Consider the following 3725-nt stretch of genomic DNA (forward strand, 5'->3'; position numbering starts at 1 on the left):
ACAAAGATGTGAATAAGTACATGAAGGTAGGACTTGGTTATAACTTCACAGACTACAGCAGTGACTTGACTGATTTGGACTACGATCACAAAGGCTGGTTTATCAACATTTTAGGAAGGTTCTAAACCATGTTGAATGTCGGTAAAAAGAGAATGAGTGAGTTGTTTGACGTACGTGAGTGGATGAAAGTTGAAACGGTTGTGAAAAAATTATTAACAAAAACTTGGTGGAAAGCAGGAGTTGCTGCTAAGTTGGCACTTGTTGCTGCTTTGGGGTTCTCTGCGGTTGGTGCAAATGCTGCTGTGAGCTCATTGACTATGTCGGTTATTTCAGATGGTACTGCGCCATTTGATGCAACTAGTGGTGCTGGGCTTGATAACTCTGCAAACAACGGTATTGCTCGATCCTTAGACAAAATCACATATAGAGTTTCATACTCAGCAAGTTCTGCGACCAATGCGAAATTTGTTTTGACTTTACCTGTTGGTGCAGCTTGGGATTTAACGTCAGCAGCAGCTTCTGTGTGTAATGGACCTGGTGGAGGAGTACTTTCAGGAAATACATTGACCTGTAATCGCATTCCTGTAGTCGGGGTAGAGACATTTGCTGTCACTTTGGTAGCAAACACTTTAGCTAATGGTTCTGTTATTACGCCTACAGTTTCTGTTGATGGTGCAACGCCAGTTTCTGGACCTTCAGTCACTGTTTCTGCAGCACCTAAGGCAGTGTTTCAAGTACTTAATAATAATGCTGTTGCAGCTCCAACTATATTTAACGGTGTTGCGGGTCAGATGTTGCGAACAGAGTTTGCTATTGGTATTCCAAAAACTGCTGATATTCGAGGTGCTGAGTCAATAGCTGCTGGTTCTACGTTTGAGCTTTCGATGCAGCCAGGCTCAGTGATGGATCCAACGTCATGTACAGGGACTGTGTCGTGTAGTCAACCGGGTGGACCAGGGACTCCAGTTACTGTGACTATTATCCCTCAACTTGATTTTCATCAAACAAAAGATAGTGTTGTTCATTATCCAGCGTTAATCCCTCAGACGAATGTTGCATTATTTAAAGAGTTACGGATTTTTGTGCCGAATGACCCTAATTTCCCTCCTGGACAAAAATCGATTGCGCATAATCAATATTCAAAATTTGACCCAAATAGCATATCAGGACAGTCAAATTTTGGTTCGGGCTTTTCTAATAATATGGATCCGAGTTTTTCATGTAGCACAACGACTATTATTGCTACATCATATGCTTGTAATGGTCAGCAAATTGACAGGTCAACTCCAAACCCTAATATTCTGTATCCGGTTACTTCAGCATTGGTTGAGTTACCTAATACTGCTGATTTAATTTACGGTGATGACAGTTTTTTGAACAATTTTCTGAATCCTACCAGTGAAACGGTTGTGCCGTCACAAAGCTTTTGGTCGATTTCTGGGTTTAGTATGAAAGACTCTGGAGTCAGTACTATTTCGAATGCAGGCATTTGCGTTGTATTTAATAATGAGCTTATGACTCTTAATGGTACTCCTTATGTCAATTTTGCTAACACTTATACTCAAATTAATTCTGCTACAACGCCTGTGACTGGTGCTGACTTGGTTGTTGAGTATTCGGCCAAGAGTTTTGCGTCTGATAATGAACGACGGGCAGCTAATTGTGGCATGGCTGGTGACGGTAGTTCAGATTGGTCTTCTAATCCCGGTTCTTTTGCTGGCGGTCAATCTTCAGTGACTGCGGTTCGTTTTAAATATGCCAATGGTAATAAGCTGATACCAGGCAATGGCATGGTTTTTGGAGTTCCGTTTGCAAGAACAACAACGGCTGCTTCATTGGCTTTAGCCGATCAAACGGTTGTTCCGTGGTTTTGGCATACGAGCTACACCGATGATAGTACCAATACCAATCAATTTGCCAACTCTACATATGCGGGTGCTGCTGGAGCGATGCAAAGAGGCGGGCGATTTACGACGCAATCAATTAAAGTACGTCACAAAATATCTGTTTCTGGCCCTGTTACACCAGGTACTACGGTTCCAGTGACAATTACGCCGCAGCTAATCGGAGCCGCTACAGCGGGTATTGACTTAACCGCCAAAAATGTTTCTATCACCACCTCTTTTCCTGATAACTGTACTATTCCTGTTACAGCAAGCTTACCTGCGGGCGTTACCTTTGCTCCTGGCAATTATGGGGCGGATGGCATTCCCTGCACCGCAGATGATGGAGCGGCTGGAGTCTTGACGGTTTCCCTTGGTGATGTTGTTGCACCTGGCGGTTCTCCTACATCACCATACGGTGGTCACTTAACCGAATTAACCCCCTTGGTGTTTAACGTTTTGGCTGTTAGCAATGCGTCAGCCTCAACTAAAACGGTTACCTCTGTCATATCTGCAAGCAATGATCTTACTGCTGCTGTCGTTAATTTCGGTAGTTTGAGTGAAGATCGTACAGAGATCTTGAATTTGGTTGTAAATGGTGCTTCTTCTTTTACGGCCAGTAAAAGCACAGTCGGTGTGACAGGAGGAAAAGTCGGGCCTAATGAAACTTTTGGTTATACGATTAATTTTGGTAATGGAGGTTCTCGAGACTCAGGCCAAGGTTATTTTGTCGATGTATTGCCTTTTGATGGTGACGATAATGGTACGACAGGCCTTGGTTCTGGCAAGTTTAAAGTGACCAGTTTGTCTGCGGCAATGAGTTCACCGACAATGGGTGGTGTTGCGATTCAGTATTCAACTGATAACGCTTTAAACATCCAAAACTCGGTCAAAGTGCCAGGCCAAGAAAACGGTAGTGTCGGAATCAATTGGATTATTTATACTCCAGGTGGCTCTTTGCCAGATGGTGTTACGGCTATTCGTTTTGTTACAGAAAATCCAATGTTGATTGGTAACTCAGGTACGGGTACGATTTTCTTACAAGCACCTACCATTAACTCATCATCATCTTTAGTTAACTCAGTATGGGCTCGTACAGACTTGTTTAATGGTGACCCATTAAGTGCGCAAGTGATTCGTTCAGGTTCAGCTGTTACTGTGCAAGGTCTGGATCCTGGAACTATTAGAGGCCGTGTTTATTTAGATGTTGACATGAACAATTCATACAACGCTGGTGATTTAGGTTTGACATCAACAGTGGTTAAAATTGAGTGTGTTTCAGGGGCATGTTTGACTGGCGTTCAAGGAACTGTCTTTAGTATGGTGGTTGATGCTAATGGTGGTTACTCTTTTGCTCCTGGGGCAACCGTTTTTGGCAATGCTACAGGCACTGGTACACCTATTGCAAATTTCCAAGGTGTTTTGTCGGGTACGTGGAATATTACTGAGCAACCTTTAGCAAGTTTATCAACTAAAATATTCACAACGCATCTAGGTACTGTCAACGGCACTACGTCAGGTACTGCTTCAGGTCGTTCAATTACTGGCGTGGTCTTGCCTGTTAATGGTATTGCTATTAATTATGACTTTGGTGAGATAGCAGATCCAATTGTTGATACCACTAAAACTGCATTACCTGCAGCAGGGACGACTGTTGACCCAGGTCAGGTGATTGAATATACGCTTAAAACAAAAGTTACTGGTAATCCGACTCAAACTAGCATTAACCTTAAAGATACTTTAGATCCTGGATTGACGGTTAATGCTGTGCCTAATGGCTGTACGCAAGCAGGGCAAGAAATTACGTGTAGTTTGCCTACGGGTACAGTCCAGGGTGAGTAT

The 3725-nt window shown here is 43.1% G+C and carries 1 protein-coding gene; it reads left to right on the plus strand.

Features of this window, described 5'->3' with window-relative positions:
• Positions 1-128: 128 nt before the first annotated feature.
• A partial coding sequence (locus IE082_RS10890) for an isopeptide-forming domain-containing fimbrial protein (RefSeq protein ID WP_189493939.1) occupies positions 129-3725 on the plus strand: 3597 nt, incomplete at its 3' end.

Origin of the sequence: Formosimonas limnophila (assembly GCF_014652675.1) — a bacterium.
Classification (GTDB): Bacteria; Pseudomonadota; Gammaproteobacteria; order Burkholderiales; family Burkholderiaceae; genus Hydromonas; species Hydromonas limnophila.